Genomic DNA, 24,915 nt, shown 5'->3' with positions numbered 1-24,915 from the left:
TCTAGGCAAGGGTGAAGACTTCACACCTGACGATGGAGGTAGGGCATGCGACGCGAAGAAGGCCGGCCGGCCGGCGACATGGCGGCAACGCCCGGGACGGCAGGCTATTCAGGCACGCCGCTCGCCAGGAAGCTCGGCCTTGTGCGCGGGCAGGCGGCCGCCCTTCTTAGCGTTCCAAAGGCGATTAACGACATCCATGGCTTCGACGGTTTTGCCTCGGTCGCCCTTGCGCTTCCCGAAATACCTCGCCGGGCGTTCGACTATATGCATCTGTTTGTGACTGAACGAGAGGCGCTGGAGGCTATTGCGCCTACGCTCTTCGGTGTTCTGAAGCCGGACGGCATGGTCTGGATCTCATGGCCGAAGAAACGTTCGCGGGTGCCGACCGATGTCACCGAGGATGTGTTGCGAGAGATTCTCCTTCCGACCGGTCTGGTCGACGTCAAGGTCTGCGCTGTCGACGAAGTCTGGTCCGGGCTGAAATTCGTCATCCGTAAGGAATTGCGCGGCGCATTTTGACGTCTCAGCCGTTGCCGTTTTCCGGCACTGTCCCAACGCACCATCCGCGCGAAGAGCCCGCCCAAATTGCCGATTGTGTAAACGACGGAAGGCCGTATTGTCTGGTCGAATATAGGTGGGCGATTCTAATGCATATTAGATATTTAAAGTATATCCTGTTGTGCTGGCTTTTAATAGTTGCCATAGAACCCGCGAGTGCCCGCGACACTGGGGATAGTGGAACAACACAGCTTAGCGGCTCGGAATTCAATTATACCGTCACTGCTTTAGGCGCCAAGGATCGAAGAATCGAAGTCACTCACAACGGAGAAAAATATATTGGCCCGTTGGCGGAGATGTCGTTTCGCGACCGGCATTTGCAAGTTTTCCAGATGGTGGCGAAATTGATCAAAGGCAGCTGCCAGAACGGCGTTTCCTCCTCGGAAATATTTGGCTGAGCAGGGATCCGGAACAAGACAAAGATCCCGAGGCTAGGCATCCTCAATACTTCATCTGGGAGTACAGCTGTAAATAGCCGCCCCGTGCTTGGCTTCCCGGTTTCGGGAACAAGGTCGATCACGGCGTTCCGTTCCAGCGAAGTGTCGCCGTCCCCGTCTTCAGCCATTCGTCCATCATCGCCGTGTGCGCTCAGCCGTTATTGGCCTCAGCGCGCGAGATCCTGAGCAGTGATCCGTCATCCTCGTCCGTCACCATCAGCAGCGCGCCGTCAGGCGCGACGATGATATCGCGGATGCGGCCGTATTCGCCCTCGAACAGGCGCTCTTCGGCCACGAAGGCGCCGCTCTCGTCACGCTGCATGCGCGAGAGCAGCTGGAACTTCAGCGCCGCGACGAGGAAATTGCCGTCCCATTCCGGGAACATGGCGCCGCGATAAACGGCGAGCGCCCCGGGGGCGATCGACGGATCCCAGTAATGCAGCGGCTGTTCAAGCCCTTTCTTGGCGGTACCTTCGCCGATCTCGGCGCCTGAATAATCGCGGCCGTAGGTGATGATCGGCCAGCCGTAATTCTTGCCTGCCTCGGGCTGATTGATCTCGTCGCCGCCGCGCGCACCATGTTCGACAGTGTAGAGTTTGTCGTCCTTGCTATCGAAGGCGATACCCTGCGGATTGCGGTGGCCTTTCGACCAGATTTCCGGCAGCGCCTTGCCGCCGTCCTTGAAAGGATTGTCGGCGGGGATGCTGCCGTCGGCGTTGATGTGGATGATCGAGCCGGCGTCGTCCCGCCAGTCCTGCGAGCGGTCGCGGTCGCCACGGTCACCGACGCTGATGAACAGGCTGCCGTCGGGGGCAATCGCGATGCGCGAGCCATACTGGATGTTGCCCGAGGTGAAGCGCTGCATCGTGAAAACAGGCGTGACGGCGTCCAGTCTCTTCTCGTCAGCGGAAAGCGTGGCGCTGAAGGCTTCGGTGCCGGAGCCCTGCCGATTGGCGATGGCGGCGGTGAAATACAGCCTGCGGCTCTTGGCAAAGTCCGAAGCGAGCGCCACGTCCATCAGGCCGCCCTGGCCACGGGCACTGACCTTCGGAACGCCGGCGATCGGATCGGAGACCTTGCCGTCGCGGATAATGCGCATGCGGCCGGGCCGCTCGGTGACGAGATAGGCGCCGTCGGGCAAGATTTCGACAGCCCAGGGATGTTCGAGTCCGTCGGCGAGCTTGTCGACACGGACGGTCGGGCCCTGCGTGTTGACAGTATCGGCGGCATCGGCGGATACCGCGCTGAAGAGGGCTAGTGCTGCTGCGAAATTGAAGGCGGACAGTCTCTTCATCTTGTTTCCCGTCGTCTCTCCAGTTCGAACGTGGAGCGGGCAGGGGGTCGCTTCAACCTCATTCGGTCCGCAATAACGGCTTTGTGTTTGCCGGTTGAACGGAACCCGTCGCCTGGTCGATCAGCCCAGCCTTCGCCTTCAGCAGGAAGCCATCGCCGATCAGCGCCAGGCCGTAAAGGGCAAGACCGGCAATGGCAAAGGCGATCGCCCGTTCGGTCGAGGAAAGGCGCCAGAGGAAAAAGCCTTTCCTTCGCCGCGCCTTCGGCACATCGTGGGCCGTGGCGGCGGCAAGGGCGAGTTCCAGATAGGTCGGAAGCGGCTCGAATTCAGTCGCTCCCTCATTCTGGCTTGCAGCAGGCCTAACGACCATCGGGCTTGGCTCCGATCAAGACAATGCCCTTGAGGCGACGACGCCAGACTGCCAGCCCGCTTGCCGCCGTCAGCGCCAGGAGCAGCATGGTGAGCCCGCGGATGATCTGCTCCTCGGCCTGCGTTGCCGTCTGCGTCAGGTTCATGGTCGAGGACTTCTGCGCGACCATCGTGGCGGCCTTGGCGATCGGGCCGGAGACATCGATGGCGACGTCGGGCTTCAGCCATGGTGCTTCGACATAAAAGCCCGCCGGCGAGCCGCTGTTGACGCCGTTCGGCCGGACAAGTGCTGCGAGCTGGTTGGATGCCTGTTGCGTCTCGGCGCGGGCGGCGGAGGCAAACCCCACTATTGCGGCGATGCAGGCAACAAGGGCGGTGACCGCGACAAAAAGTGAAACGGAAATCCGGCGCATGCGCATGCGCCCGACGGCAAGCTCATCTTCCAGAAACATTGGCGCACCCTCAATAACCAATTTCGGAGACCGGAATAATGCTGCTTCGATCTCGGCGCGCTCACGACCGAATTGCGGCGACGCACGGCATTTGTTGCGGCTTATTGGTGGCGATGACGAAGTCCGGCGATCTTGCTGATTTCAAAAGGCGAAAAATGCGATCGTCGCCACCGCGAAAGTGCCGGGGTCGGGGCCATATCCTGTCCGAGACCCCTGGCCTCGGACGGTCGCGGCTCTCATGGACGGGTGATCCTGTAGACCAGCAAATCATCCGAATCGACAAGCTTGGTTGCGGTCCTTTCCAGATAGTCGATGACCCCGTCATGATGCTCGACGAACAGCAGGTCCTGCTTGTCGGTGGCGTTCTTGGCCACGCCGAACAGATCCGCGCCTTGCGCGCGCAGTTCCTCGAGTTGGGCGATCGCGGTGGCATCGTCGGCGACGAATTTCGACCATTCGGTATCGCCTCCGCCAGGCGGGAACACCCAGCCGCGCGCCCTGCTGTAGTAGACTGCGACGGGATCGCCGACCTCGGGCGCGATGGCGACGACAAGCTCGCCGGGCTGCGCCAACCGCGCCAGTTCCTCGCCGAGCAGCTTGCCCTTCATGGCGATTGGCTTCTTCATCGTCCTGACGAGGGGAAGGGTCGACCAGACAAGCGTGACGGCCACAATGCAGATCGCGCGAAGCACGACCACCGGCGATAAAACGGTTCGCGATGCAAGCGTCGCCAGAAGAAGCGCGCCGCGGCCGCACAACATCGCGACCGGCACATGGAAGATGTGGAAGTTCCACACATTGCTGGTGATCTCGCCCGCCGCCGCCAGATAGACGACCATGGCCGCAGCCAGCCACACATAGGGGATGGCCGAAAGGGTGCACTGCCTACGGTCTTCGGGGGGGCTGGGCGGCATCCACAAGCCGACCGCGAGCAGGATCATGAACGGATAGCCGTAGAACCACAAGAGCGAGGTGTTCCACGCGGATTGGAAGTAGAACCTGTCCCTGACGTATGTCCGGAAGCCGGATTCCCAGATATAGCCGCCGGTGCCGGCGACATGAAACGGCGGATAGCTGCGGCCGAGATAAATCGCCCAGCTGAAATAAGCGCCGATGACGGCCAGGCTCACGAGCCCCGACAGGAAGACCCCGGCCGCCTGTTTTAGTTTCTTTTCCAAAATCCAGAAGACCATCAGGTAGAAGATGACGGCACCGGCGGCCAAGCCTGGTGGCTTTGACAGGACACCGAGCGTGAAGCTGACCGCGGCGAGCGGCAAGAGCCGGCCGCTGCCGCCGGCCCAGTATTTGACGAACAGCCAGACGCCGAGAGTTACCAAGGCCAGCATCGCGGGATCGGGAAGAAACGAGCTGTCGATCATGATCGCCGCCGGCATCAGCGCATAGGCCAGTGCCGCTGCGTGGGCGTGCATCTCCCCCCAGCATTGCGCCGTCAGCCTGTGCAACGAAAACACCGTCACCAGACCGAAGAAGGCCGCAACCACGCGGCCGAACCAGTCGTGCCAGCCGAAAAATTGATAGAGCAGGGCTGTAAGATAGCTGACGATCTGGAATTCGCGGCCCTGATAGCTTGGCCCAGGCCCGGTCCAGCTGACCTCAGGAAAGAAGATGTTCCAGCTGCGCTGCTGGAAATTGTCGGCCATCATTGCGGTGCTTATCTCGCGCCAGCTGAAGCCGTCGACCAGCGGCAAGGTGATCTTGTGGAGCCTGAAGACGATCGCAATAATCAGGATCCCCAGCAAGATCGCCGTGTTGAGGTTCAGGTAGTTGCGAACAGCCATGTTCCGGCAGGTCGTCTGAGGGTATTGCCGACCGTCGGCCTGATTCAATTCCGGGTCGTCTGGCGCGATACGTGCGGGCATCGGATCGAGAGGAGGATCAGGCTGAGCGGGATCTCGCCGCCGGCGCGGTCGGTTGTGGAGCCGCTCGTAGGCTTCACCGAGCAGCGGCTTGGAAGGCTTGCGGGGCGGCTTTGTCATGGCGGCAGTTCATCAGCAATACCTTAAAAAGCAATTCACCCAGATTGATTATTGACTACGCGCCGCAAGCCTTGCCGAAGAGGACGGCGGGCCGGCTCGCCGGTGCGGCGAAACGATCAATAAGAATCATTGCCCCCATCACGCCTTTGCGCTTGAAATGCCGTCATACATTGGACATAGAGCTAACCGCAGAACTCCGGTCCCGGCTTTCTGCCCGTTTCAACCAATAGGACCGATATCATGGCCTTCCTTGCCGATGCTCTTTCTCGTGTGAAGCCTTCAGCCACCATCGCCGTCTCTCAGAAAGCGCGCGAGCTGAAAGCAAAAGGACGCGACGTCATCGGCCTCGGCGCGGGTGAGCCGGATTTCGATACGCCGGATAATATCAAGAAGGCCGCCATCGACGCGATCAATCGCGGCGAGACGAAGTACACGCCGGTTTCCGGTATCCCGGAACTGCGCAAGGCAATCGCCGCCAAGTTCAAGCGCGAGAACGGCCTCGAATACTCCTGGGAACAGACGATCGTCGGTACCGGCGGCAAGCAGATCCTGTTCAACGCCTTCATGGCGACGTTGAACCCGGGTGACGAAGTCGTCATTCCGGCGCCGTACTGGGTGTCTTATCCGGAGATGGTGGCGCTGTGCGGCGGCACGCCGATTTTCGTTTCGGCCACCCAGGAGCATAACTTCAAGCTCCAGCCGGCAGATCTCGAAAAGGCGATCACGCCGAAGACCAAGTGGTTCATCTTCAACTCACCGTCCAACCCGACGGGCGCTGCCTATACGCATGACGAGCTGAAGGCGCTGACCGACGTGCTGGTCAAGCATCCGCATGTCTGGGTGTTGACCGACGACATGTACGAGCATCTGACCTATGGCGACTTCAAGTTCGTCACGCCCGTGGAGGTCGAGCCCAGCCTCTACGACCGGACACTGACGATGAACGGCGTCTCCAAGGCCTACGCAATGACCGGCTGGCGTATCGGCTATGCCGCCGGCCCGATCCAGCTCATCAAGGCTATGGACATGATCCAGGGGCAGCAGACCTCGGGCGCGACGTCGATCGCTCAGTGGGCGGCTGTCGAAGCGCTGAACGGCATGCAGGATTTCATCCCCGCAAATAAGAAGATCTTCGAAGGCCGCCGCGATCTCGTCGTGTCCATGCTGAACCAGGCCAAGGGCATTGTCTGCCCGGTTCCGGAAGGCGCCTTCTACGTCTATCCCTCTTGCAAGGGCCTGATCGGCAAGACGGCTCCTTCGGGCAAGGTCATCGAGACAGATGAGGATTTCGTTTCCGAATTGCTGGAAACCGAAGGCGTTGCCGTCGTTCATGGCTCGGCCTTCGGCCTCGGTCCGAACTTCCGCATCTCCTACGCGACCTCGGAAACGCTTCTCGAGGAAGCCTGCCGCCGCATCCAGCGCTTCTGCGGCGCCTGCAAGTAAATCGGACTGCGATAATATCGATCGAAGGCCCGCCGGTGACGGCGGGCCTTTTGCTTGTGCGGCGTTGACGATGTGGCTGCATGTGGCTACATTTGAGACTATGAAGACCGTTTCGATCCGCGATGCGAAAAACCGCCTGACCGAGCTCGCCCGCGAGGTCGAGGAAGGCGAAACCATTATCGTGACGCGGAACGGACGCCCGGTGTTCGATCTCGTGCCACATCAGAAACGCGGCGGTTTGAATTTGGAGGCCGGTCAGGCTTATCTTCGTGCTCGGGGTATTACCAATCCGGTGCCATTCATCGCGGACGATTTTGACGATCCGCTGCCTGAGGATTTTTTCCTGAGGCCCCTGCCGGAGTCATGAGACTTCTTCTTGATACTCACATCGTTCTGGCGATCCTGCGGAAGGACGCCGGCGAGCGATTTCCCGAGATCGCCTCGCTGCTTGGCGACAGCAAAACCGTGGGCTTCGTCAGCGTCGCAAGCCTTTGGGAAACGGCAATCAAGGCTCGTCTGGGAAAGCTGGATCCCGGCATGCCGCTCGAAGACATTGCCGGGTCTCTTGAGGAAATAGGACTGATCCTGCTGGGGATCGAAATTCGGCACGTCATCACCACCGCCGATCCCGAGCCGGGAGCGCGCGATCCCTTCGACCGGCTGCTGCTGGCACAGTGCAAGGTCGAAGGGTTGCAGCTTGCGACCGTCGACCGGCTGCTCGTCGATCATCCGCTGGCATTGCGGCTATAGCTCATATGCCGATTCAACGCGTTGCCGCATTGATTCCGCTTTGCCTCGCAAGTCGTTGAATTCCGATTCAAAACGTGAGAGCGAGCGCCGACGGGACGGGCGGTCTGCGGTTGCGGGCGGACGCCAAACCAACTAGATATCCGGCATCAAGTTTAATTACCGCTTCGGGAGGCCGGATTTTGCAGCAGAGTGCCGTCATCGTCTGTTCGGATGTCAACATGCTGCCGGCCGCCTGCTGCACCCTGCTTTCTGTCAAGCGCAATCTCACGAACGCCGGCATAGAGTTCCTGCTTCTCGGCATTGATCTCAAGCCGAACGAGATCACCGAGGTCGGCAATTTCGCGCGTCTGCACGGCATGGCGATCAAGGTGCTGCCTTATGCTACGCCGGAGACGGCGCGACAGGCGCGAGGCCGCTGGTCCGCCGCGACGCTGGCGCGGCTTTACATGGATCTGCACATTCCCGAGACTGTCGAGCGCCTGCTTTACCTCGATGCCGATGTGCTCGCGGTGGCGCCCGTCGATGAACTCTTTGCGAGAGATCTGCAAGGCAAGGCGCTTGCCGCCGTCGACGATTACGTCATGGCTTTCCCCGAGAAATCAGGCGCGCGGCAGCGCAAGATCGGCATGGGCGATGGCGGCCGATACTTCAATGCCGGCGTGCTGCTGTTCGACTGGTCGGCCTGCCGGACGAGGGGGCTTTTCGCCAGGACGCGGGAAATCTTCGAGGAGCGGTCGCATCTCTTCGAGAACAACGACCAGGATGCGCTGAACGTCACGTTCGATCGCGACTGGCTGGTGCTCGATCCGCGCTGGAATACGCAGACGGGCCTGCTGCCTTTCGTCGATCGGCCGGCCATCTTTCATTTCACCGGCCGCAAGAAACCGTGGCAGGCGACCGTTCCCTGGGTTCACCGGCGGATGGCCGAACGTTATGCCGAGGATCTCCGCAACACGCCCTGGGCCTCCTTCTGCAGGCAGCCGTCAATGACGGGCCGGCTCGCGGGCTTCCTCTCGCATGTGGGAAAGCAGGTCGGCGGGCTGACGCGGCTTGCACGGATGCGCGCCTATTTCAGCAACAGCTAGTGAGGCGGGCCGAGCGCATCGTCCTTGGAAAGTGCATGTGAGCCGATATGGAATCAATTCCCAGCGATACGCAAACCACGGCCACCGCGGATGGCGGCTTCAATGTCTTGACGCCGGACGCGTGGAAGGCGCTGCTGTCGCGCTATTCCCACGTCGTGCTGGTGGCAAACAGCGAGGCGGTTGATTTCGAGCGGCTGCGAAACGAATTGCCGGAGACGGCGCTCTACGTGTTCTTCAACAATGTCTATAAGGTGCTCGACGAGCCCTTTGCCGGACATGCGGTGCTGGTGGCCCGCAGCGGCGTGATGGGCGCCAATATCGTTCACCGGCGCGAAGTGGGGGATGTCCTGCGCTTCTTTGCCGGCGACGATTTTCTGGGCGTCGTCAATATTCGCGTCTCGGCTGAGGAAAACTTCAGTGAGGAGAGCCGCTTCAAAGGCGTCAGAGCCCGCCACCTCGATCTGACGCAAATGCTCGGCGATCTCTATCCGATGGGCAAGATTGCGACGAGCGGCTTTGCGATGGCGCTCTGGCTCGCCGACCTTCAACTGCCGGGCAAGATCCTGCTTGCCGGCTTTTCGGCAAAGAGAAGCGAGAAGTGGAAGGTCTTCGATGTGCATGATTGGACGTTCGAACAGATCTTCCTGCGTCTCTTTGCCCGGATGGGGGCGATCTCGATGATGGGCGGCGTCGATGCCAGCCCCTATGCGGCACTCGCCAAACGGTTTCCACAGGTGCCGCCGATCGAGATTGCAATGACGGCGGCCGAGGTCTTGTCCGAGCGGCTCCACAATGCCAACGGTCAGATCGACCGGCTGATGTCCGTCACCAAATCCATCCGAGCGATCGAAAATTTCTTCCGGCGCTTCAAGCCGAAAACCCGGAAAGAGCGTTTCCTCGAAAAGTCGAAGGAATGACTGTCGCAAGGCAAGCCTTTAAAGCCCCAGCGCCGTCAGCATGACGAAGGTGGCGAAGAGGATGAAGTGCGTCATGCCTTCGATGGCGTTGGTCTCGCCGTCATTGAGGTTGATCGCGGCGGCAATCAAGGTGATTGTCACCATCACCGTCTGCACCGGGGTCATTGCCATGATGAAGGGCTGGCCGGTATAGAGTGCGATCGCCTCCATGACGGGCACGGTCAGGATTACCGTCGACAGCGAGGCGCCCATGGCGATGTTGACCGTCGCCTGCATGCGGTTTCTGAGTGCAGCCCTCAAGGCGGTCAGGATCTCGGGGGCGGCTGAAATCGCTGCGACGACGACGGCGGTGACGGCGATCGGCGCGCCGCTGTCGCGCAGACCCTCTGTCATGAAGGCGGCCATGAACTCCGCCAGCAGGCCGATAATGACGACGCCGACGAGAATGGTCGCGATCGACATCGCGGCCGACTCGTCGGGGCCATGCTCCTCCGGACTTTCCTTCTTCCGTTCGGAGCGCGGATAGCTGTAGCTGAAGAAATAGCTGTGCTGGCCGACCTGCATGCGCAGGAAGAGGCCATAGAGCGCGATCATCGCGACGATGGTGAAGGCGGAATAATAGTGCCATCTGTCGGCGGGCACGAATTCCGGGACGATCATCGAGATGCCCATGGCGGTGAGGATCATCACGCCGTAGGTCTTGCCTGAATTGTCGTTATAGGGCTGTTCGCCGTGCTTGAGGCCGCCGAGCAAAGCTGCCAGGCCGAGAATGCCGTTGATATCGAGCATCAGCGCGGAATAGATCGTGTCGCGCACCAGCGTCGGCGAACTCTCGCCGCTCATCATGATGGCGAGGATGATGACTTCGACCGCGACGGCCGAAAGCGTCAGGATCATCGTGCCGTAGGGGTCGCCGACCTTGACGGCGAGCAGCTCGGCATGATGGGCAACACGGATCGAGGCGAGTACGATGGTGCCGACCAGGGCGGCGGCTGCGATCAGCGCGACGCCGCGTCCCATCTCGATCACTGCATGTTCCAAGAGATAGGCGATCGCTGCAACGACAAGTGCGGCGACCAGAAACGTCTCTTCCCTCAAGCGTGACGCAAACTCCAAGACTTAGCTCCTGTCCGGATTTATGCGTTTTATCTAAGCCTCTGATTTCGCATATCAAGCAAGCCTCCATTCAGTCTCATTTGCAGTCTTGGGCGTTTAATGGAATACTGAATGTCATCGGGGCCGGAAAGCAGATCGCGGCGTCCTCGAATTCTCGTCAAGCGGCCGCGATGATCCGGATCCTGTCCGGAAGCGTGCGAATGCGCAATAAAGATGAGGAGACGGATGCATGATCAAGGTGGTCTACGAAGTCGTGCCGCATGACGGCGGTTGGGCCTACAGGCTCGGAGGCGTCTATTCCGAGGCATTCCCGACCCATGCCGAGGCGCTCGAAGCCGCGCGTATCGTCGCGGACGAACAGCAGGTCGGCGGCGATTCCGCCGAGATCAGTTGGCAGGACGAGAACGGCAAGTGGCATGAGGAATATGCCGAGGGCGGCGATCGGCCCGAAACCGAAGTGGTGGACAGCCAGTGGAAGGGCCGCGCGGCCGAGGCTTCGCAGGGTATGTGACGCGAACCATCGCCCATCAAATGTTCGCGCGACGCTCGCCATTCATCCCGAATCCGGCTGCCACCTTCATTTGAGCGCGGCATAATCGGCCGCCGCTTGCGGATGCGCGATGACACAATCCCGAATCCTTCCTCCTTCGATACGTGCCGTCACCGGTCGGGCCGGATGCCGAGTCATGTGCTTATGGGGTCATGCGCTTGTGCAATATCGGTGATAGTCCTGGAGCCCTTTGACCAGCGCGTCGAAGGTGGCGCGGCAGCGCGGCGAAGTCTTCAGGCTCTCATGCATCGCCACCCATGTGCCGAGCGGGATCTCGAATGCGTCGGGCAGGATGCGAAGCAGGTCGGGATGTTCCCGGGCGAGGCCGGTCTGGCAGATGCCGATGCCGACGCCGGCGTGGATCGCCGAAAGCTGGGCAAGATTGCTGTCGGTCCTGTAGGAGAATTTGATGCCCTCCGGCGCGGGATAGCGTTTCATCACCATGCGGACATAAGCCGTCTGCCGATCGAAGCCGATGAGGCGATGGTTTGCGAGATCGGCGATGGTTTCGGGGATGCCGTGCCGTTCGAGATAGCGGCGGTGGGCGTGGAAGCCGAGCGGGATATCGCCGATGCGGCGCATGATCAGCGCATCCTGCTGCGGCTCGGCCATGCGCACGGCGATATCGGCCTCCCGGTTCACCAGATCCTCGATCGTATCCGATGCCGAGAGCTCGATCTGGAGCTCGGGATAGGTCTCCTGCAACGGTCCGAGAATTCCAGGGAGCACTTCGACGGCGATGACCTCGCTGGCGCTGATCCTGACGGTTCCGGCCACGCGCTCGCGCTGGCCGGATGCGGTGCGCAAAAGCGCGGCGGTGGTTGCCGCCAGCGTTTCGGCGTAGGGCTTCAGTGCCAGCGCGGCGTCGGTCGGCAACAGGCCGTTCGGCGATCGGATGAAGAGCTCGGCGCCGACCGCCCGTTCCAGGGCGTCGACATGGCGGCCTATGGTCGGCTGGGTCAGCCCCAATTCACGGGCGGCGGCCGAAAGCGACCCTTGCTGGAGCACGGTTAGAAAGCTGCGGTAGAAATCCCAGTTCGGTTCAGTCTTCATGTATTTTTGTATAACGACTGCACTTATTTCGTCAATTTCGTTTATCGCCTTCCGAGGACATACTCATCTCATCCGGTCGAAGGAGATGATTGTCATGAGCCGAGACATGAAGACGACGGCACTGGTACTCGGGGCGACGGGCGGTATCGGCGGCGCGGTTGCCCGCAAGCTGCTGGCGCGCGGCTGGCGTATCCGGGCGCTCAACCGTGACGCCGCCAAGGCGTCGAGGAGCGAGCCGGCTTTCGAATGGGTGCAGGGCGATGCGATGAATGCCGGTGACGTGCTGAGGGCGGCCGACGGGGTCGGCCTGATCGTTCATGCCGTCAATCCGCCCGGCTACCGCGACTGGGAAACGCTGGTGCTGCCGATGCTCGACAATACCATCGCCGCTGCCCGCGCCGTCGATGCGCGCATCGTGCTGCCGGGCAACGTCTATAATTTCGGTCCCGATGCCCTGCCGGCGCCGGCGGAAGAAAGTCCGCAGCATCCGCTAACGAAGAAGGGGGCGATCCGCGTCGAGATGGAGAAGCGGCTAGAGGCGGCGTCGCAGGCCGGTGCCGGCGCCATCATCGTCAGGGCCGGAGATTTTTTCGGTCCGGGCGCGACCGGTAACAGCTGGTTCTCATCGGGTCTCGTCACGCCGGGCAAGCCGGTCGGCACGATCAAGAATCCGGGGCGGCGCGGGGTCGGCCATCAGTGGACCTATCTGCCCGATATGGCGGAAACCATTGCCCAGCTGATCGACCGAGCCGATCGGCTGCCGTCCTTTGCCGTCTATCATATGGATGGTTTCTGGGATGCAGACGGCATGCAGATGGCCGAAGCGATCAAGCGCGTTGCCGGTGGCAAGGCGAAGATCGGCCGTTTTCCCGGGTGGATCATAGCGCTCGCCGCCCCCTTTATTCCGATGATGCGCGAGATCAACGAGATGCGTTATCTCTGGAAGGTGCCGCTGCGAATGCGAAACGACAAGCTTGTTGCCGAACTCGGCAAGGAACCGCAGACGCCGATCGACGAGGCGGTCAGGGCTTCGCTCGCAGCGCTCGGCTGCCTGCCCGAACCGCGTCGCGCCACGGCCGCTGCCTTTATCGGGCATTCGCCTGAGAATGCCGGTTAGAGCAATTCAGCAAAAGTGAGTCGCGGCTTTGCCAGGCAAAGGGTGAAACGCTTTTGCCGGGAATCGCGTGAAAACAAAGAGAGTGAGCATTTTCGTGATTCGCAGAAAAACGGAAATGCTCTAGGACTGCAGTTCTGCCAGCGCGATCCGGGCGACCGTCAGGGCTTTATCTGCCTGCTCGACATTGGGATCACCGAGGAACCAGGCGGCGGAAAGGCCGGAATAGGCGGCGATCCATTGCAGCAGCCGCTTCGGCTCGAGCCGGGCCTCGGCAGAGACGATGGCCAGCTGGCGGCGGAAACGGATGGGGTCGGTAATGGTCGGTAATTCCTCGTTGGCGAAGATATTGGCGAAATCGAAGCCGCGCTCGCCGTAAAGCCGCTTCGGATCGATCGCCAGCCAGCCGCGCGTCTCGAAATCGAGGACATTGTCGTGATGGATGTCGCCGTGGAGGACTGCGAGGTCGCGCGGATCGGCAAGCAGGGCATTGGCGATCGCTGCGCAATCGGCAAGCGTGCCGCCATGTTGGCCGGCGGCCGGTTCGAGATCGCGGAACCAGCGGCTGAGGGGAATGGGATCGGGAATCGGCTTTTCGCGCGGCGCATGCAGCCGTGCCGCCGTGCGGCAGAGAATGCGGCTTGCTTCGTCATCCTCGCCGTCCATCGCCATGGCAAGCAGCGAGCGTTTACCGGTTGCCCGTTCCAGCAATACGGCGTCGCCTTCGTGGGCATAAACATCAGCTGCGCCGTCGCCGTCCCACCATTGCATCAGCAGCGCGCCATATCGTTCGTCTATATCGGTGGCGACTTTCAACATGGCGGGTCTCTCCTGCCAGAGGACCGGCAGCAGGCGGCTTGAATGGGTGAGGATGGGGTCGCCGTCTGATATGAGCGACCAGCGATCGAGATAGTGAGCGAACATGGCGTCCTACATAGGGATCCCGAATGCAGAAATCCCGCCCTTCGCCGGGATTTTGCGGTTTGTTGACAGGCCTTGTGCCGAGGATCTACTGCACGGGCGGCAGATGCTCGGGACAAGCCCGAGCATGACGGAAGAGGAGTTGGCCGACTTTGCCAGCAATCTGGGAAATCCCGCCAAAGGCGGGATTTCGTAGTTCGGGTCGAAAGACTCAGGCGACCTTTTCTAGCGTGGGATAGTCGATATAGCCCTTGGCAGTGCCGCCGTAGAAGGTCGATTGATCGGGCGTGTTGAGCGGCAGGTTCTTGGCCAGCCGTTCGACGAGATCGGGATTAGCGACGAAGGGCTTGCCGAAGGCGACGAGATCGGCGCGGCCACGCTCGGCGGCATCAATTGCCAGATCGCGGTCATAGCCGTTGTTGACCATCCAATTGGCCTTGCCGCCGGCCTGTTCATAGGCCTGGCGCAGCGCCTTATAGTCGAAGGAGGGGTTGTCGCCCTGCTTGTAATCTCGGTCGCCGCCGGTCTGGCCTTCGACGATGTGGATATAGGCGAGGTCGTATTTGGCCAGCCTCTCGACGACGTGGGTGAAGGTCGCCTGCGGGTTGGAATCGTAGCTATCGTTCGATGGCGTGACCGGCGAAATGCGGATTGCGGTGCGACCGGCGCCGATTTCCTTCACCACGGCATCGACGACCTCGAAAGTCAGGCGGGCACGGTTTTCGATCGAGCCGCCATATTGGTCGGTGCGGTCGTTGATGCCGTCTCGCATGAACTGGTCGAGGAGGTAGCCGTTGGCGCCGTGGATTTCGACGCCGTCGAAACCGGCATCGATGGCGGCGCGGGCGGCCTTGCGGTAATCCTCGATGATGCCGGGAATTTCAGCCGTTTCGAGCGCGCGCGGCTCGGAGGTGTCGGCAAAGCTGCCGCTGCCGTCGGCATTGACCAGATAGGTCTTGGACTTTGCGGTACGATTGGTCGAGGAGACCGGCTTGCCGCCGTTCGGCTGCAGCGTCGTGTGCGAGATACGGCCGACATGCCACATTTGAACGACGATCTTGCCGCCGCCGGCGTGGACGGCATCGGTGACGCGCTTCCAGCCGTCGAGCGCTTCCTTGGTATAGAGGCCAGGCACGTTGGCATAGCCTTGGCCCTGATGGGTGATCGGGGTCGCTTCGGTGATGATCAGGCCCGCGGTGGCGCGCTGGCGGTAATATTCGACATTGAGGTCGTTGGGGATTGCGCCCGGCGAGCGGTTGCGGGTGAGCGGCGCCATGACGATGCGGTTCTTGACTGATATGTCGCCAACCTTGGTGGGTTCAAAAAGCTTGGCCATGATGGTCCTTTCTTTTGCGGGAGGATCACTCGGCGGGGGCGAGGGTGGCCCGGCCCCTGGCGGAGAGATAGGTGAGCGTCGTCGCGCCGAGGCCGATGAGAGCCATCAGGGCTGCGGCGAGCGGAACGCGGGTGAGATCGAAGCCGGCGTCGATAACCAGGCCGCCCACCCAGGCGCCCAGCGCATTGCCGGTGTTGAAGGCGCCGATATTGATCGTCGAGGCGAGGTTGGGAGCGTCCTTGCCGAAGCCGACGACGCCGACCTGCAGCGCCGGCACGGCGGCAAAGCTTGCTAGTGCCCAAAGAAAGAGGGTGATCTCAGCCGGGATGAAGAAGCGGCTGGTATAGCTGAAGGCGATCGAAGTGACGGCGATCGCGGCGAAGACGCCGGCGAGCGTTGTGCCGAGGCGCCAATCGGCAAGCTTGCCGCCGATGAGATTGCCGACGGTCAGGCCGAGGCCGATCAGGAACAGTGTCCAGGTGACGCCTTCCGGCGAAACGCCGGTGACGTCGCGCAGCAGCGGCGCGATATAGGTGAAGAGGGCAAACATCGAGGCGGCGAAGAAGACGGTGGTGGAAAGCGCCAGCCACAGGCCGCCATTCCTCAGTGCTGCGATCTCGCGCAGGATGCTGCCGTTTTCCTGCTGCCTATCTCTGGGCAGGATGGCGATCAGGCCTGAGATGGTGACGACGCCGATGATGGTGACGACGCCGAAGGTGGCGCGCCAGCCATAGGCCTGGCCGATCGCGGTGCCGAGCGGCACGCCGAGAACATTGGCAAGCGTCAGGCCGGTGAACATCAGCGCCACGGCGCGGGCCTTGCGGTCTTCGGCGACGAGGCCGGCGGCGACCACCGAGCCGATGCCGAAGAAGGCACCGTGGCAAAGTGCGGTCACGATGCGGGCGATCATCAGCACCCAGTAGTCGCTCGCCAGAGCGCACAGCAGGTTGCCGGCGATGAAGAAGGCCATCAGCGCAATCAGGGCGGTGCGGCGCTTCAGCTTCGCGGTCGAAATAGCCATCACGGGGGCGCCGATCGCAACCGCCAGCGCATAGCCGGTGACCAGCCATCCGGCCTGCGGGATGCTGACGGAGAGATCGGCCGCGACTTCGGGCAACAGACCCATGATGACGAATTCGGTGGTGCCTATCGCAAACGAGCTCAAGGCGAGAACGAGGAGGGCGAGGGGCATTCTAAAGATCCTGCGTCAGTTGCTTCAGGAAGGCGGCAATCGTTTGTTCGTTGCGTTTGTAGAAGATCCACTGGCCGACGCGTTTGGTGGTGACGAGGCCGGCGCGATGCAGCGTTCCCAAATGAGCCGAGACCGTCGACTGCGACAGGCCGCAGCGCTCGAACTGGCTGGCGCAGACGCCCATTTCGAAAGGGTGCTCCTGCGAGGGAAAATGTTTCTCCGGATTTTTCAGCCAGCTCAGAATGTCCATCCGGGTAGGGTGGGCGAGTGCCTTAATAATCTCGTCTTTGTCCATCGTGGTTCGCCGAACTATAGATCGTGTTTGATCGATATATCGATCGCCGGGCTTCGATATGCAAATCACGGAGGCGTGAGGGGCGAATTTTATCGAATGAGCAAAATTTGGGCAAAAAAAGAGGGCCACCGGAAAACCAGGGCCCTTGTAATTGTGAAGGTCAAAAACCTCCAGAGGGGAACAGCTAATGCGGTGGTACTGGGAGAGAAACCACAAGATGCATCAGCTATGAGAGATATGGTGCTTCCCTAGGCAGGTTTCAATGCTTTTTTGTGCATGTCTGCTATGCGTCGCACAATTTTTTTGCGGTGCGGCATTTCCCTGAGCGAGCAAGGCAAAAAAAGAGGGCCACTGGAAAACCAGGGCCCTTATAAGTGTGAAGGTCAAAAACCTCCAGAGGGGAACAGCTAATGCGGTGGAACTGGGAGGAAAAGCCACCATGTGCATCAGCTATGTGCGATATGGTGGTTTATTGGGCAAACGGCAACCCTTATTTGCGCATGCCAGTCATGCGCCTTCTGCATAGTATGCAAAACGTCGACAAAACCGGCTTAAAAGTTCCAGTTTCTGGCCTTGCTGACGATGAAATCGCGGAAGGCCTTCAGCTTGGCGGCGTTCTTGATCTCGTCGGGATAGCAGAAATAGGTATCGAAGGAGGGAACGTCGGCATTGATTGCCAGCTGGATCAGGCCGGGGTCGCGGCCGACGATGTAATCCGGCAGGCAGGCGACGCCGATGCCGAGCAGGGCGGCCCGCTTGATCGAGGTCTGGCTGTTGATCTGTAGATGCGGGATACGCTTGTTGTCGGACGAGCGGCCGGCGACCTCGAGCCAGTTGACGTCGAGCAGGTAGCTCGGGGCGGGCTCGCCGAACGTAATGATGCGGTGATTGTCGAGATCCTCGATCTTCTGCGGCTCGCCATGGCGGTTGATGTAGGAGGGAGCGGCATAGACGTGCATGTGCACGGTGAAGAGCTTGCGCTGGATGAGGTCGGACTGTTGCGGCTGGCGCAGGCGGATGGCGCAGTCGGCATGGCGCATGTTCACATCCACTTCCTCGTTGTCGAGGATCAGCTGGATCTGCACATCGGGATAAAGCTGCAGGAATTCCTGGATCTTGTCGGTCAGCCAGCCCTGGCCGAGGCCGACCGTGGTGGTGACGCGCAGCCTGCCGGACGGCGTCTCATTCGTCTCGGTGAGCTGCATCTTCACGGTTTCGAGCTTCAGCAGCACGTCATGGGCGGTGCGGTAAAGCAGCTCGCCCTGTTCCGTCAGAATCAGGCCGCGCGCATGGCGGTGAAACAGCTTGGTGCCGACATCCTGCTCCAGCGCGCTGACCTGGCGGCTGATGGCGGATTGGGACAGATGCAGTTTATCCGCCGCATGCGTGAACGAACCCGCCTCGGCAGCTGCGTGAAAAATACGCAGCTTGTCCCAATCCAATGGCATTCCCCCACCCCTCATGCCGATCTTACTCCGCTGCCACGGCGACGGGCATGTGGCCCGTCAGATATCGCTCGGCTTCAAGTGCCGCCATGCATCCCAGGCCGGCGGCAGTGATCGCCTGGCGGAACGTATCATCCGTCACGTCGCCCGCGGCATAGACCCCCTCCAGGCTGGTCGCGGTCGAATCCGGCGCGGTCCAGAGATAGCCGTTGTCCTTCAGCTTCAGCTTGTCCTTGAAAAGCTCGGTGGCCGGCGCATGGCCGATAGCGACGAAGACGCCGTCGATCGGCATCTCGGTGATCACCCCGGTTCTGACGTCGCGCAGCCGGGCGCCGGAGACGGATTGCGGCATCGGCGGCTTGGCCGGCGCGCCGGTGATTTCGGCGACTTCGGTGTTCCACAGGACCTTGACGTTTTCCTTGGCGAACAAACGTTCCTGCAGGATTTTCTCAGCCCGGAAGAAATCTCGGCGATGCACCAATGTCACCGACTTGGCGATGTTGGACAGATAGAGGGCTTCCTCGACGGCGCTGTTGCCGCCGCCGACCACGATCACATCCTTGTTGCGATAGAAGAAACCGTCGCAGGTGGCGCAAGCCGAAACACCAAAACCCTGGAAATGCTGCTCGCTCTCGATGCCGAGCCACTTGGCCTTGGCGCCGGTGGCGATGATCAGCGTATCGGCGGTCCAGACCTGGCCGCTGTCGGTGCGGGCGACGAAGGGACGCTGGTTCATGTCGACTTCGGTCACGACGTCGTTAACGATCTCGGCGCCCACATGTTTTGCCTGCTGCAGCATCTGTTCCATCAGCCAGGGACCCTGGATCGGATCGGCAAAGCCCGGATAATTCTCGACATCGGTGGTGATCATCAACTGGCCGCCCTGTTCGAGACCGGCGATCAGAACCGGTTTCAGCATGGCGCGCGCGGCATAGACCGCGGCAGTATAGCCTGCGGGTCCAGAACCGATGATGAGCACCTTGGTATGGCGGGCGGGCATGTCATTTCCTTTCGACTGGGCAGGAGGCGGCGGCTAGATGGCGATTGCGGCCGTTTCGCGGTCCAAGCGCCATTTATGAACGTCCAATGCTTTTATTCAAGGGCAGCCTTGCGTTACCAACAAGGCAAATCGCCCGGATGTGCAAGAATCCGTCATCGGCGTGAAACATTCTTGCGTATTCCGCCGCTTTATATAGAAGCTCCCCGCGGAGAATTAAAGAAAGGCCATGATGTGGGTCGCGCCGAGCTCGACGTCATCGACATAAAGATACTCCGGGAATTGCAGGCCGACGGCCGCATGACCAATGTGGAGCTTGCCGACCGCGTCGGCATCTCGGCGCCGCCCTGCCTGCGCCGGGTGCGCAAGCTTGAGGAAGCCGGCATCATCGAGGGCTATCACGCGATGCTGAACAGCCCGAGGCTCGGCTTCGATCTGGTCGCTTTCTGCATGGTCGGCCTCAAGCACCAGTCGGAAGGCAATCTCAAGGCGTTTGCCGCGGCGACCGCCGAATGGCCGCTGGTGCGCCAGGCCTGGATGGTCTCCGGCGACAGTGATTTCCTGCTGCATTGCGTGGCTGAAAATCTCACCCACTTCCAGGATTTCGTCATCGAAGTGCTGACGGCAAATGAACATGTCGATACCGTGCGCACCATGCTGACGATCCGCCAGGTGAAGAAGCTCGGACTGGTGGAAGTCTGAAACAGGCTAAAGCGCGTCGCGATCTTTCAGATTCGCTTCTCGCGCTTTAGGTCTTTGTTTTGACGCATGTCGTTCTCGCAAAACCGCTGCACACTTTTGCGCGACATGCTCTATTTGCGCGCGGCATAACCGCCGCGGTTGATGCCGTGGCGCTGCAGCTTGTCGTAAAAGGTCTTTCTCGGAATGCCGAGCGCCTCGATGGTGCGGCGCACGTCGCCGTCATTGGCCGCAAGCGCGTCACGGATGATCTCCGCCTCGTAGCGCTCCAGCCGTTCGGGCAGCGTGCCGCCCGTCGGCTGCGGGGGGACTAATGTCGCTCCGCCGCCTTCCACGCCCAGCACCACGCGTTCGGCATAGTGGGAGAGCTCGCGGACATTGCCCGGCCATGCATGGGTGGCGAGGTGGCGGCGAACATTCTCTGAGAGTTGCGGGACATCGCGGCGAAAACGCTCGGCGGCGCGGGTGGCGAAGTGAGAGAACAGCAGCGGAATATCGTCGCGGCGCTCTCGCAGCGGCGGAATGGAGATCGTCACCACATTCAGCCTGTAATAGAGATCCTCGCGAAAATCACCGCGCAGATCGGGATCCCCGAGGTCGATCTTGGCGGCGGCGACGACGCGCAGATCGACCGGGCGCACCTCGTTGGTGCCGAGCGGGGTGATCTCGCGCATTTCCAGCACTCTCAACATCTTGACCTGGGTGGCGACAGGCATGCTTTCGATCTCGTCGAGGAACAGCGTGCCGCCGCTTGCATGTTCGATGCGGCCGGTGCGTCGCTTCTGGGCGCCGGTAAAGGCGCCCGCCTCATGGCCGAACAGCTCGCTTTCGATGACGGTTTCGGGGAGCGCCCCGCAGTTCAGCGCCACGAAATTGCCCTTCCGGCGGTGGCTCCATTGATGCAAGATCTGAGCGACCACTTCCTTGCCGCTGCCGGTTTCGCCGGCGACGAGCACGTCGACATCGGTATCGGCGATATGGCGAAGAATGTTTCTCAGGTTTTCCATCACCGGCGTCTGGCCGATCAGCGGCGAATTCTCCTGCGCATCTTCGGCAGCCTTGCGCAGCATGCGGTTTTCCAGGACAAGCCGGCGCTTCTCGCTGGCGCGACGCACACTTTGGACGAGCCGATCGGCCGCGAAGGGTTTGGCGATGAAATCATAGGCGCCGTCTTGGATCGCCTGAACGGCCATCGGAATATCGCCGTGGCCGGTCATCAGGATCACGGGCAGGTCGGCGTCCATGCCTTGCAGGGTAGCGAAGAGCTGCAGCCCGTCGATCTCCGGCATGCGGATATCGGTGACGACGGGGCCGGCAAAGTCGGCCGGCAGGTCGGCCAGGGCAGCTTTCGCGCCGTCATAGGCTGAAACGGAAAATCCGGCGAGTTCGAGCGTCTGGGCGGTGGCGCGGCGCAAATCCCTATCGTCGTCGATCAGCGCAACGGGCATCGGTGTGGCCATGATCTCAAGCCTTCCTCAGATGAACCATGAAGCGGGTGCCGCTGTCATCGCTCTCCACCTCCATCCGGCCGCCGTAATCGCCGACGATATCCTTGGAGATGACCAGTCCCAGGCCGAGGCCGCTTTCCTTCGAGGTGTTGAACGGCGTGAACAGGCCTTTGCGGATCTCGGGCGAAATGCCGGGGCCGTTGTCGGCGACCATCACCGTGACTATGCCGGCATCGGCTGATGTCCTTATCTCGACGTGGCCCTCTTCGGCTTTCGGCGCCACCGCCTCCAGGGCGTTCTGAAGCAGATTGATGAGCACCTGCTCGAGACGGATACGGTTTCCCATCACCTGCAGCTCGGCAGGCGGCAAGTCGATGGCGAGCGTATCCATGCGGCCGGCAAACCGGCTGCGCAAGAGCATCACCGCACCCTCGATGACGTCCTTCAATCCCGTCGGCTCGGCATTGCCGCGGCCCTTTCGGGCAAAGGTCTTCAACTCCTCGGTGATTGAACCTATGCGCTCCGTCAGCGCCGCGATGCTTTCGAGATTTTCGCCAGCGGGCGCCGTCTGGCCGCGATCGAGGAAGGTGCGGGCGTTGTCCGCATAGGCGCGGATGGTTGCCACCGGCTGATTGATCTCATGGGCGACGCCAGCCGCCACCTGACCGAGAATGGCCAGGCGGTTGGCCTGCACCAGATCCTGCTGCACCGCCTGCAGTTTCTGCTCCGTACTCCTATGGCCTGTGATTTCAGCCTGCAACCGATCGCGCGCCTGGCTGAGATCGAGGGTCCGCTCGACCACGCGCCGTTCCAGTTCCTCTCGCGCCTGCTGTTCCCTGAAAATTTTAAGGGTGACGGTCTGGCGGCGGCGCAGCAGGAAGGCTGCGCCTGATAGCAGCGGCAGGAGCATCAGCAATGCCAACATCCGGGCTTCGCGAATGCCCGCATCGACGGACGGCCCCAGCGCCACCAGATGCTGTAAATGCCATGCTGTGGCGGGAACCGGCATTCCGACATCGAGAAACCTGGTTTTCCCGGCGCCGCCCGGCATGACGATCTCGACGACGTCAAGTCTGTCGCCGAGGCTTCGGACCGTATCGAGCGGCAGCGGCTGAAGCGGCGCATCACCGAATTGCAGGCTTTCGCGGATCGCCGTCAACCGATCGTCGGCGATCCGGCCGATCGTCATGAACCGCCATGATGGGACGCTGGTGATGAGGATGATGCCTCGATCGTCAATCACGTAGGACGGCGCGTCCGAGGCTTTCCAATCCGCCTCGACGTCGTCGAATTCCACCTTGACCACGACGACACCCAGCAGCCCGCTGCTGCCGGTGATCCGCTCGGAAATGTAGAGGCCGGGTTTCTTGCTGACGGTGCCGAGCGCGAAGTGCTCGGCCTGTCCCAGCGCGACCGCCCCCTGAAAATATTCCCGGAAGCGATAGTCATTGCCGACGAAGCTTGTCGGTTCGCGCCAGTTGCTGGCCGAAACAGCCATGCCCTCCTTGTCGATGACATAGATGACGGCAGCCTTCGTGCCCGCTGCCAGCATTTCCAGCTTCTGGCTGAGCCGCTCGAACGTGCCGGCATCGTTTCCCGTCAGCGCCGAGGCGAGTGCTGCGTCTTGCGACAGCACGAAGGGAAGCGCCCGGTATTTTTCGAGAACCGTGCGCAGCAAAGCCGCATTCAGCCTCGCATCCATGCGGGCCCGTTCTTCCAGGGCCGCTTCGGCATGGCGCCGTCCAATCTCGCCGCTCGCCCACAGGCTCGCAGCGACGGTAAGAAGCGCGATCACCGCATAGGCCCACCACATCCGGCGGATGCGGTGCTGCAAAGGCAACGAAGACCACGGCGGCGACAGGGACAAAGTCATGGAGGATTTGTGCATTTTTCCGCACGAGACGCAATTGTGTTTGTGTGGGTTTCCGCATTTATGAATGCGCCGCCCATGGCTCTGGAAATAATTATATCATAAAATCAATGATTTAATTTGATTGGTTAAAACTGGCACGGTGATTGCGAATGGGATGGCAACAACGGCTGAGCTGTTGGACTTGAAGCGAACGGCTCGGGAGGCCGGAGTTCGTTCCGGACGAGCCTTTAGGAGGACATCATGATCGCAGCACCATTCGATGCAGTCGCAGACAGCAAGGGCAAGAAGCCCTTCTATTCCCATCTTTACGTTCAGGTTCTCGCGGCCATCGCCGCAGGCATCCTGCTCGGCCATTTCTACCCGGAACTCGGCGCGCAATTGAAGCCGCTCGGCGACGCCTTCATCAAGCTCGTCAAGATGATCATCGCTCCGGTCATCTTCCTGACGGTGGCGACCGGCATTGCTGGCATGAGCGACCTGAAGAAGGTCGGCCGCGTCGCCGGCAAGGCGATGCTCTACTTCCTGACCTTCTCGACGCTGGCGCTCGTCATCGGCATGATCGTCGCCAATGTCGTCCAGCCCGGCGCCGGCATGAACATCGATCCGGCCTCGCTGGATCCCACCGCCGTTGCCACCTACGCCTCGAAGGCGCATGAGCAGAGCATTGTCGGCTTCCTCACCAACATCATCCCGACGACGATTGTCGGCGCCTTTGCCGATGGCGACATTCTGCAGGTGCTGTTCTTCTCGGTGCTGTTCGGCATCGCACTCGCCATGGTCGGCGAAAAGGGCGAACAGGTCGTCAATTTCCTCAATGCCTTGACGGCTCCGGTCTTCAAGCTCGTCGCCATCTTGATGAAGGCCGCCCCGATCGGCGCCTTCGGCGCCATGGCCTTCACCATCGGCAAGTACGGCATCGGCTCGATCGCCAATCTCGCCATGTTGATCGGCACCTTCTACATCACCTCGCTGCTCTTCGTTCTCGTCGTTCTCGGCGCCGTCGCTCGCTACAACGGCTTCTCGATCCTGGCGCTGCTGCGTTACATCAAGGAAGAGCTGCTGCTGGTTCTCGGCACCTCGTCTTCGGAAGCAGCGCTTCCGGGCCTGATGAACAAGATGGAAAAGGCCGGCTGCAAGCGTTCGGTCGTCGGCCTCGTCATCCCCACAGGCTATTCCTTCAATCTCGACGGCACCAACATCTACATGACGCTGGCGGCCCTGTTCATTGCCCAGGCAACCGGCATTCAGCTCTCCTGGGGTGACCAGATCCTGCTGCTCCTGGTGGCGATGCTGAGCTCCAAGGGTGCCGCAGGCATCACCGGCGCCGGCTTCATCACGCTTGCCGCAACGCTCTCCGTCGTGCCCTCCGTGCCGGTCGCCGGCATGGCGCTGATCCTCGGCATCGACCGTTTCATGTCGGAATGCCGGGCGCTGACCAACCTCGTCGGCAATGCGGTCGCAACGATCGTCGTGGCACGTTGGGAAAACGAGCTGGATACGGCGCAGCTTGCGGCAGCGTTGGGCGGCCAGGCCGACGACACGTCGGCTGCCGGGCTCCAGCCGGCGGAATAATC

23 protein-coding genes and 2 pseudogenes are annotated in these 24,915 nt (G+C 61.2%); 11 read left to right on the top strand and 14 right to left on the bottom strand.

All coding sequences use genetic code 11. The annotated features are described in order from the left end of the window. Positions 1 to 45 precede the first annotated feature (45 nt). Together QMO82_RS16640 and QMO82_RS16635 are read left to right on the top strand one after the other, a co-directional pair. The gene (locus QMO82_RS16640) at positions 46 to 519 is read left to right on the top strand and encodes a DUF3052 domain-containing protein (protein ID WP_183608061.1); all 474 of its coding nucleotides are present in this window, start codon (positions 46 to 48) and stop codon (positions 517 to 519) included. Between the two features lie 128 nt (positions 520 to 647). Beyond that, positions 648 to 956, top strand: coding sequence for a hypothetical protein (locus QMO82_RS16635; RefSeq protein ID WP_246718302.1), 309 nt, complete (start codon positions 648 to 650; stop codon positions 954 to 956). 190 nt (positions 957 to 1,146) lie between these two features. Here the strand turns inward: QMO82_RS16635 and QMO82_RS16630 are convergent, their stop codons facing one another. From QMO82_RS16630 to QMO82_RS16615, 4 genes and pseudogenes are all read right to left on the bottom strand, one after another. After that, positions 1,147 to 2,289 carry a PQQ-dependent sugar dehydrogenase gene (locus QMO82_RS16630; protein WP_183608062.1) on the bottom strand — a complete coding sequence of 381 codons (1,143 nt, stop codon included), beginning with the start codon at positions 2,287 to 2,289 and terminating at the stop codon, positions 1,147 to 1,149. 127 nt (positions 2,290 to 2,416) lie between these two features. After that, positions 2,417 to 2,659 (bottom strand): annotated as a pseudogene (locus QMO82_RS16625) (class GN sortase); the annotation flags it as partial. Between the two features lie 178 nt (positions 2,660 to 2,837). After that, positions 2,838 to 3,110 (bottom strand): annotated as a pseudogene (locus QMO82_RS16620) (marine proteobacterial sortase target protein); the annotation flags it as partial. Positions 3,111 to 3,346: 236 nt separating this feature from the next. Then, positions 3,347 to 4,990, bottom strand: coding sequence for a glycosyltransferase family 39 protein (locus tag QMO82_RS16615; protein WP_246718320.1), 1,644 nt, complete (start codon positions 4,988 to 4,990; stop codon positions 3,347 to 3,349). 357 nt (positions 4,991 to 5,347) lie between these two features. On the opposite strand from QMO82_RS16615, the gene QMO82_RS16610 reads away from it, so the two are divergent. From QMO82_RS16610 to QMO82_RS16590, 5 genes are all read left to right on the top strand, one after another. Then, on the top strand, positions 5,348 to 6,550 hold the full coding sequence (locus QMO82_RS16610; RefSeq protein WP_283196651.1) for a pyridoxal phosphate-dependent aminotransferase: 1,203 nt from the start codon (positions 5,348 to 5,350) through the stop codon (positions 6,548 to 6,550). A 100-nt stretch (positions 6,551 to 6,650) separates the two neighbouring features. Continuing rightward, a complete protein-coding gene (locus QMO82_RS16605; protein WP_183608065.1) occupies positions 6,651 to 6,917 on the top strand; it encodes a type II toxin-antitoxin system Phd/YefM family antitoxin in 267 nt (88 codons plus the stop codon). Continuing rightward, positions 6,914 to 7,300, top strand: coding sequence for a type II toxin-antitoxin system VapC family toxin (locus tag QMO82_RS16600; protein ID WP_183608066.1), 387 nt, complete (start codon positions 6,914 to 6,916; stop codon positions 7,298 to 7,300). The genes QMO82_RS16605 and QMO82_RS16600 overlap by 4 nt, the downstream gene beginning before the upstream one ends. Positions 7,301 to 7,479: 179 nt before the next feature. Continuing rightward, positions 7,480 to 8,385 carry a glycosyltransferase family 8 protein gene (locus QMO82_RS16595; RefSeq protein ID WP_183608067.1) on the top strand — a complete coding sequence of 302 codons (906 nt, stop codon included), beginning with the start codon at positions 7,480 to 7,482 and terminating at the stop codon, positions 8,383 to 8,385. 47 nt (positions 8,386 to 8,432) lie between these two features. Further along, on the top strand, positions 8,433 to 9,302 hold the full coding sequence (locus tag QMO82_RS16590) for a 3-deoxy-manno-octulosonate cytidylyltransferase (RefSeq protein ID WP_183608068.1): 870 nt from the start codon (positions 8,433 to 8,435) through the stop codon (positions 9,300 to 9,302). Positions 9,303 to 9,320: 18 nt separating this feature from the next. On the opposite strand, the gene QMO82_RS16585 is transcribed toward QMO82_RS16590, so the two are convergent. Then, entirely contained in the window at positions 9,321 to 10,418 is a 1,098-nt protein-coding gene (locus QMO82_RS16585) for a calcium:proton antiporter (RefSeq protein ID WP_183608069.1), read from the bottom strand. 229 nt (positions 10,419 to 10,647) lie between these two features. Here QMO82_RS16585 and QMO82_RS16580 point away from each other — a divergent pair, with 229 nt between their 5' ends. Next, positions 10,648 to 10,929 (top strand): DUF2188 domain-containing protein, encoded by a 282-nt coding sequence (locus QMO82_RS16580; protein WP_183608070.1) that lies wholly within the window; start codon positions 10,648 to 10,650, stop codon positions 10,927 to 10,929. 189 nt (positions 10,930 to 11,118) lie between these two features. Here QMO82_RS16580 and QMO82_RS16575 read toward each other — a convergent pair whose 3' ends face one another. Continuing rightward, positions 11,119 to 12,021 carry a LysR family transcriptional regulator gene (locus QMO82_RS16575; protein ID WP_183608071.1) on the bottom strand — a complete coding sequence of 301 codons (903 nt, stop codon included), beginning with the start codon at positions 12,019 to 12,021 and terminating at the stop codon, positions 11,119 to 11,121. Positions 12,022 to 12,115: 94 nt separating this feature from the next. On the opposite strand from QMO82_RS16575, the gene QMO82_RS16570 reads away from it, so the two are divergent. Further along, positions 12,116 to 13,138 carry an NAD(P)H-binding protein gene (locus QMO82_RS16570; RefSeq protein ID WP_183608072.1) on the top strand — a complete coding sequence of 341 codons (1,023 nt, stop codon included), beginning with the start codon at positions 12,116 to 12,118 and terminating at the stop codon, positions 13,136 to 13,138. A 120-nt stretch (positions 13,139 to 13,258) separates the two neighbouring features. Here QMO82_RS16570 and QMO82_RS16565 read toward each other — a convergent pair whose 3' ends face one another. The 6 genes from QMO82_RS16565 to trxB all read right to left on the bottom strand — a co-directional run bounded on the left by QMO82_RS16565 (position 13,259) and on the right by trxB (position 19,324). Further along, positions 13,259 to 14,059: an aminoglycoside phosphotransferase family protein gene (locus QMO82_RS16565; protein ID WP_183608073.1), complete on the bottom strand. Its 801-nt coding sequence runs from the start codon at positions 14,057 to 14,059 to the stop codon at positions 13,259 to 13,261. A gap of 208 nt (positions 14,060 to 14,267) precedes the next feature. Further along, on the bottom strand, positions 14,268 to 15,392 hold the full coding sequence (locus tag QMO82_RS16560; protein WP_183608074.1) for an alkene reductase: 1,125 nt from the start codon (positions 15,390 to 15,392) through the stop codon (positions 14,268 to 14,270). 25 nt (positions 15,393 to 15,417) lie between these two features. Then, positions 15,418 to 16,584 carry an MFS transporter gene (locus tag QMO82_RS16555; RefSeq protein WP_183608075.1) on the bottom strand — a complete coding sequence of 389 codons (1,167 nt, stop codon included), beginning with the start codon at positions 16,582 to 16,584 and terminating at the stop codon, positions 15,418 to 15,420. A gap of 1 nt (position 16,585) precedes the next feature. Continuing rightward, positions 16,586 to 16,879, bottom strand: a complete 294-nt coding sequence (locus QMO82_RS16550; RefSeq protein WP_183608076.1) for a helix-turn-helix transcriptional regulator — start codon at positions 16,877 to 16,879, stop codon at positions 16,586 to 16,588. Between the two features lie 551 nt (positions 16,880 to 17,430). Beyond that, on the bottom strand, positions 17,431 to 18,327 hold the full coding sequence (locus QMO82_RS16545) for a LysR family transcriptional regulator VtlR (RefSeq protein WP_183608077.1): 897 nt from the start codon (positions 18,325 to 18,327) through the stop codon (positions 17,431 to 17,433). 22 nt (positions 18,328 to 18,349) lie between these two features. Next, on the bottom strand, positions 18,350 to 19,324 hold the full coding sequence (trxB, locus tag QMO82_RS16540) for a thioredoxin-disulfide reductase (RefSeq protein WP_183608078.1): 975 nt from the start codon (positions 19,322 to 19,324) through the stop codon (positions 18,350 to 18,352). Between the two features lie 231 nt (positions 19,325 to 19,555). Here trxB and QMO82_RS16535 point away from each other — a divergent pair, with 231 nt between their 5' ends. Then, positions 19,556 to 20,023, top strand: a complete 468-nt coding sequence (locus QMO82_RS16535; RefSeq protein ID WP_049736233.1) for an Lrp/AsnC family transcriptional regulator — start codon at positions 19,556 to 19,558, stop codon at positions 20,021 to 20,023. A gap of 110 nt (positions 20,024 to 20,133) precedes the next feature. Here the strand turns inward: QMO82_RS16535 and QMO82_RS16530 are convergent, their stop codons facing one another. Both QMO82_RS16530 and QMO82_RS16525 read right to left on the bottom strand, forming a co-directional pair. Then, on the bottom strand, positions 20,134 to 21,480 hold the full coding sequence (locus QMO82_RS16530) for a sigma-54 dependent transcriptional regulator (protein WP_183608079.1): 1,347 nt from the start codon (positions 21,478 to 21,480) through the stop codon (positions 20,134 to 20,136). A gap of 4 nt (positions 21,481 to 21,484) precedes the next feature. After that, on the bottom strand, positions 21,485 to 23,356 hold the full coding sequence (locus tag QMO82_RS16525) for an ATP-binding protein (RefSeq protein WP_183608080.1): 1,872 nt from the start codon (positions 23,354 to 23,356) through the stop codon (positions 21,485 to 21,487). A gap of 225 nt (positions 23,357 to 23,581) precedes the next feature. On the opposite strand from QMO82_RS16525, the gene QMO82_RS16520 reads away from it, so the two are divergent. Further along, entirely contained in the window at positions 23,582 to 24,913 is a 1,332-nt protein-coding gene (locus QMO82_RS16520) for a dicarboxylate/amino acid:cation symporter (protein ID WP_183608081.1), read from the top strand. Positions 24,914 to 24,915: the final 2 nt, after the last annotated feature.

It is taken from the genome of Rhizobium sp. BT04 (assembly GCF_030053135.1).
Lineage (GTDB): Bacteria > Pseudomonadota > Alphaproteobacteria > Rhizobiales > Rhizobiaceae > Rhizobium > Rhizobium binxianense.
This window is presented reverse-complemented; position numbering and strand designations above follow the sequence as displayed.

What these genes read in the sequence shown, in the direction of transcription:
- trxB (WP_183608078.1), bottom strand. Translation starts at nt 19,324, where the DNA reads ATGCCCGCCCGCCATACCAAGGTGCTCATCATCGGTTCTGGACCCGCA.
- QMO82_RS16600 (WP_183608066.1), top strand. Translation starts at nt 6,914, where the DNA reads ATGAGACTTCTTCTTGATACTCACATCGTTCTGGCGATCCTGCGGAAG.
- QMO82_RS16590 (WP_183608068.1), top strand. Translation starts at nt 8,433, where the DNA reads ATGGAATCAATTCCCAGCGATACGCAAACCACGGCCACCGCGGATGGC.
- QMO82_RS16580 (WP_183608070.1), top strand. Translation starts at nt 10,648, where the DNA reads ATGATCAAGGTGGTCTACGAAGTCGTGCCGCATGACGGCGGTTGGGCC.
- QMO82_RS16635 (WP_246718302.1), top strand. Translation starts at nt 648, where the DNA reads ATGCATATTAGATATTTAAAGTATATCCTGTTGTGCTGGCTTTTAATA.
- QMO82_RS16615 (WP_246718320.1), bottom strand. Translation starts at nt 4,990, where the DNA reads ATGCCCGCACGTATCGCGCCAGACGACCCGGAATTGAATCAGGCCGAC.
- QMO82_RS16550 (WP_183608076.1), bottom strand. Translation starts at nt 16,879, where the DNA reads ATGGACAAAGACGAGATTATTAAGGCACTCGCCCACCCTACCCGGATG.
- QMO82_RS16530 (WP_183608079.1), bottom strand. Translation starts at nt 21,480, where the DNA reads ATGGCCACACCGATGCCCGTTGCGCTGATCGACGACGATAGGGATTTG.
- QMO82_RS16560 (WP_183608074.1), bottom strand. Translation starts at nt 15,392, where the DNA reads ATGGCCAAGCTTTTTGAACCCACCAAGGTTGGCGACATATCAGTCAAG.
- QMO82_RS16520 (WP_183608081.1), top strand. Translation starts at nt 23,582, where the DNA reads ATGATCGCAGCACCATTCGATGCAGTCGCAGACAGCAAGGGCAAGAAG.
- QMO82_RS16640 (WP_183608061.1), top strand. Translation starts at nt 46, where the DNA reads ATGCGACGCGAAGAAGGCCGGCCGGCCGGCGACATGGCGGCAACGCCC.
- QMO82_RS16610 (WP_283196651.1), top strand. Translation starts at nt 5,348, where the DNA reads ATGGCCTTCCTTGCCGATGCTCTTTCTCGTGTGAAGCCTTCAGCCACC.
- QMO82_RS16570 (WP_183608072.1), top strand. Translation starts at nt 12,116, where the DNA reads ATGAGCCGAGACATGAAGACGACGGCACTGGTACTCGGGGCGACGGGC.
- QMO82_RS16575 (WP_183608071.1), bottom strand. Translation starts at nt 12,021, where the DNA reads ATGAAGACTGAACCGAACTGGGATTTCTACCGCAGCTTTCTAACCGTG.
- QMO82_RS16605 (WP_183608065.1), top strand. Translation starts at nt 6,651, where the DNA reads ATGAAGACCGTTTCGATCCGCGATGCGAAAAACCGCCTGACCGAGCTC.
- QMO82_RS16525 (WP_183608080.1), bottom strand. Translation starts at nt 23,356, where the DNA reads ATGCACAAATCCTCCATGACTTTGTCCCTGTCGCCGCCGTGGTCTTCG.
- QMO82_RS16630 (WP_183608062.1), bottom strand. Translation starts at nt 2,289, where the DNA reads ATGAAGAGACTGTCCGCCTTCAATTTCGCAGCAGCACTAGCCCTCTTC.
- QMO82_RS16565 (WP_183608073.1), bottom strand. Translation starts at nt 14,059, where the DNA reads ATGTTCGCTCACTATCTCGATCGCTGGTCGCTCATATCAGACGGCGAC.
- QMO82_RS16545 (WP_183608077.1), bottom strand. Translation starts at nt 18,327, where the DNA reads ATGCCATTGGATTGGGACAAGCTGCGTATTTTTCACGCAGCTGCCGAG.
- QMO82_RS16555 (WP_183608075.1), bottom strand. Translation starts at nt 16,584, where the DNA reads ATGCCCCTCGCCCTCCTCGTTCTCGCCTTGAGCTCGTTTGCGATAGGC.